Annotated in this window: 3 protein-coding genes; 1 reads left to right on the forward strand and 2 read right to left on the reverse strand. The window is 71.5% G+C overall.

Annotated elements, in window-relative coordinates; genetic code table 11:
* Both AB0J09_RS61210 and AB0J09_RS61215 read right to left on the reverse strand, forming a co-directional pair.
* On the reverse strand, positions 1-212 hold a 212-nt coding region (locus AB0J09_RS61210; RefSeq protein ID WP_360713220.1), incomplete at its 3' end, for a hypothetical protein.
* Positions 209-925 carry a GNAT family N-acyltransferase gene (locus AB0J09_RS61215; protein ID WP_360713221.1) on the reverse strand — a complete coding sequence of 239 codons (717 nt, stop codon included), beginning with the start codon at positions 923-925 and terminating at the stop codon, positions 209-211. The genes AB0J09_RS61215 and AB0J09_RS61210, both read right to left, overlap by 4 nt.
* Positions 926-1,312: 387 nt before the next feature.
* Between AB0J09_RS61215 and AB0J09_RS61220 the strand changes: the two genes are divergently transcribed.
* Entirely contained in the window at positions 1,313-2,827 is a 1,515-nt protein-coding gene (locus AB0J09_RS61220; protein ID WP_360713223.1) for an elongation factor G, read from the forward strand.
* Positions 2,828-2,898 lie beyond the last annotated feature (71 nt).

A 2,898-nucleotide genomic window follows, 5' to 3' on the forward strand; every position in this document is an offset into this window, starting at 1 on the left:
AGCACCAGGAACGCCGCGACCAGCCGGGCCGCGAGCTGGACGGGCCCGGCGACGGCGGCCGCTGCCTCCACGCACGCGGCTGTGGTGCAAGGGCCGGACGGGCGCCACGGATCCGGCGCCTCGGGCGGGGCGGGCGCCTGAGGCGAGATCGGCGCCTTGGATGAGGTCGGCGCGTCGGGTGAGATCGGCGCCTCGGGCGCGACAGCGCTCACAGCGACTCTCCGAGGAAGTACCTCAGGTAGCGGGTGTTCACGTTGGCCATCGACAGCAGGACGAAGAAGTCCGCGGTCCCGAAGTCCTGGTCGTGCGCGGGGGTCCCGCACACCCATGCCCCCAGCCGCAGGTAACCGCGCAGAAGGGCAGGCGGCACGAACCGGTCGGAATGGGCCTCGTTCCGGGGACGCCACGGCGTGCTGGGGGCGACCCGGTACTCCTCCGGCCCCAGCGGCACCCGCTCCATCACGGCGGCGGCCATCGCGCCCCCGTCGTCGAGCGGCACCGAGCAGCAGCCCGCCAGCCACTGGTGACCGCCGGAGACCATGTACCGGGCGATGCCCGCCCACATCAGCGCGACCACCGCGCCGCCCCGGTGATCGGGGTGCACGCAGGTGCGGCCCGCCTCGACCAGGCCCTTCCTGAGCGGGGCGAGGTTGGCCAGGTCGAACTCGGCGTCGGAGTAGAGCCGGTCGGCACGACCCGGGGGTAGCAGCCGGTAGGTGCCGACGACTTCGCGGCCGTCGCGTACGAGGAGGTGGTCGCAGTAGGCGTCGAACCGGTCCACGTCGAGGCCGGAGACCGGGCTGTCGAGCCGCGCCCCCATCTCCTCGGCGAAGACCTCGTGCCGGAGTCGCTGCGCGGCTTGCACGTCGGCGGCGCTGGTGGCCATGCCGACCGAGTACCGCCCGGTGTCCAGAGTGATCGTCATGGGCGCGCGTCCTTCCCTGAAAGGCTCTCGCGCCTATGTCGACATGCCGAAATGACGGCTGAGTCTCTCATCGGGGGCAGCCAGGCGACCTCGTGGTGAACCTCGCATACAGCCGAAATAAATCGCTTTCTTCGCCCGCGTCCCCTTCACTACACTCGCCACTGATCATCGACGAGGGAGAGGAGAACGGCCGTGCGCAACAGCACCGCTGCCGTCGTCCCCCCGTCGCGCCACGAGGTGATCCTGGTGTCTCCGTCGCCCCGGTGCCGGCTGCGCGGCCGCCACTGGACGATGCCCTGACGAACATCTGACCCGCCGTCCCGGGCTGTCTCGTCTGGGAAATCGCGCTGTCCCCTCTTCCGGAACGTCCCGAAAGGGTCATGGGCTGTGCGTGCTCACCTCTCGAAACAATCCAACCCGCTGGCCGTCGTACGCAACCTCGGCATCCTCGCCCACATCGACGCCGGCAAGACCACCGTCACCGAGCGGATGCTGTACCTCGCCGGCGCCACGTACAAGCGCGGCGAGGTACACGACGGCACGACCGTCACCGACTTCGACTCCCAGGAGCGCGACCGCGGCATCACGATCTTCGCCGCCGCGGTGAGCTGCGCCTGGGACGGGCACCGCGTCAACCTGATCGACACCCCCGGCCACGTCGACTTCTCCGACGAGGTGGAGCGCTCGCTGCGGGTGCTCGACGGCGCGATCGCGGTGTTCGACGCCGTCGCGGGCGTCGAACCGCAGAGCGAGTCCGTGTGGCGGCGGGCCGACCGGTACGGCGTGCCGCGCATCGCGTTCGTCAACAAGCTGGACCGGGCCGGCGCCGACCTGGACGCGGCGGTCGAGTCGATCCGCCGGCGGCTGCACAAGGCCCCGCTGGTGGTCCAGCTGCCGATCGGGCAGGAGGACCGGTTCGCCGGAGTCGTCGATCTGGTCCGGATGCGCGCGCTGGTCTGGGCGGGCGACGTCTGCCAGGAGGGCCCGGTGCCTGAGGACCTGCTGGACGAGGCGCGGCGGCGGCGCACGCTGCTCGAGGAGGCGGTGTCCGAGCTGCACGCGGAGGCGCTGGAGGAGTTCTGCTCGCAGCCGTCGATCTCCGACCGTACGCTGGCCGCCGCGCTGCGGGACCTGACGCGGAGCGGTGCGGGCCTGGTGGTGCTGTGCGGGTCCGCCTACCGCAACCGCGGGATCGAGCCGCTGCTCGACGCCGTGGTGGCGTACCTGCCGTCGCCACTGGACGTGCCCTCGGTACGCGGCGAGGACGGCGCCGAACGGGCCGCGGATCCGGAGGCGCCGCTGGCCGCGCTGGCGTTCAAGGTGAGCTCGACCGCCACCGGGCGGCTGACGTACCTGCGGGTGTACTCGGGAACGATGCGGAAGGGGGACACGGTGCTGGACACCGGCGCGGGCCGTACCGAGCGCGTCAGCCGCATCCTGCGCGTGCAGGCCGACCGGCACACGGAGGTGGACCAGGCGGTGGCCGGTGACATCGTCGCGGTGGCCGGGCTGAAGTCGGCCCGGCCTGGGACCACTCTGTGCGCGCCCGAGGCGCCGCTGGTGCTCGAACCGCCGGGCGCCGCGGACCCGGTGGTGTCCGTGGCGGTGGACGCTCGCACGAGCACCGACGCCGATCGGCTGGCGTCGGCGCTGGCGCGGTTGGCCGAGGAGGATCCGTCGCTGACAGTCCGTACGGACGCCGAGACCGGGCAGACGCTGCTGTCCGGGATGGGCGAGCTGCACCTGGAGGTCGCGGTGGAGAAGCTCCGGCGCGACCACGGGCTGACCGTCGCCATGGGCCGCCCGCAGGTGGCCCATCGGGAGACGGTGGTGCGCGGGGTGTCCGGGCTGCTGTACCGGCACGTCAAGCAGGACGGCGGCGGAACCATCTCCATCCATTGACTGCACCTAATTGGTATATACCATTTTTTATGTCCGTGCAAACCAATTGGCGTCCATCCCCTGACCGGGGG

The sequence above is a fragment of the Nonomuraea sp. NPDC049784 genome, assembly GCF_040659615.1.
In the GTDB taxonomy this organism is placed as follows: Bacteria; Actinomycetota; Actinomycetes; order Streptosporangiales; family Streptosporangiaceae; genus Nonomuraea.

What these genes read in the sequence shown, in the direction of transcription:
- AB0J09_RS61215 (WP_360713221.1), bottom strand. Translation starts at nt 925, where the DNA reads ATGACGATCACTCTGGACACCGGGCGGTACTCGGTCGGCATGGCCACC.